At 60.7% G+C, this 955-nt stretch carries 1 protein-coding gene; it reads right to left on the reverse strand.

The genetic code is table 11. The features are described from left to right. Positions 1-955 (reverse strand): condensation domain-containing protein (locus A3730_RS20040; protein ID WP_156501268.1); only part of this gene is annotated, 955 nt, incomplete at both ends.

Raw genomic sequence — 955 nt, forward strand, 5'->3', positions numbered from 1 at the left:
CTGAAGACGTAAGCAGCAACTTGGCGCCGCTGTCTTCCAGCATGTAGTGCAAGCGTTCGGAGGGATAACCCGGGTCCAGCGGCAAAAAGGCGCCGCCCGCTTTCATCACGGCGATAAAAGCTTCCACCATGGTGACGCCGCGCTCGAAGGACACACCAATCACGCCATCCGGTTTTACACCCTGGGCGATCAGATAACGGGCCAATTGATTGGAACGTGCTTCCAATTCAGCAAACGACACGCGGGTATCCCCGTGCATCAGTGCAATGGCATCGCCCTGTCTCGCAGCCTGCTGTGAAAACAAAGAGACAAAACTATCCGCTTGCCACTGGCCGGCCCCCTGCCCCCAATGCTGCAGCTGCGGTAAATCGGCCTCTGACACAGCGATGGCACCCAGCGTTCGCTGACCCTCGCCGAATGCCGCCAGCACCTGGCTCATGGCCTGCTTCAGTCGCTCGGCAGTGTCTGAATGAAAACGGTCTGCCGCATAGGTCAGCGTCAGCAACAACGCACCGCCATCCCCCTCATGGACATCCAGTGCCAAATCAAACAACGCATGCGGCACACCCTGAGCAAGCGGTGCAATGGTGACGCCGTCGCTCAGATTTCTTGCTGTCGTATCGCGACGCTGATAGTTGAACAACACCTGGAAAAGGGGTGTTTCACCCGGCTCCCGGCGAGGCGACAGGGATGCCACCAGCTGATCAAACGGCAGCGCCTGGTGAGCCTGGGCGTCCAGCATGGTCTGGTGCAGCTGCGCCACCCACTGGCTTACCGTGAGCGCCGCCTGCGGCTGCCCGCGCACCACCAGGGTATTCACGAAGAATCCCACCAGCGCTTCTACTTCGCTGCGTTCGCGGTTAGCCACCGGGACACCCACCGGAATATCACGGCGACCACTCACCGACGCCAGCGCCCACTGCCAGGCCGCCAAAACCACCGTGAACAGGGTGGT

It is taken from the genome of Alcanivorax sp. HI0044, assembly GCF_001634945.1.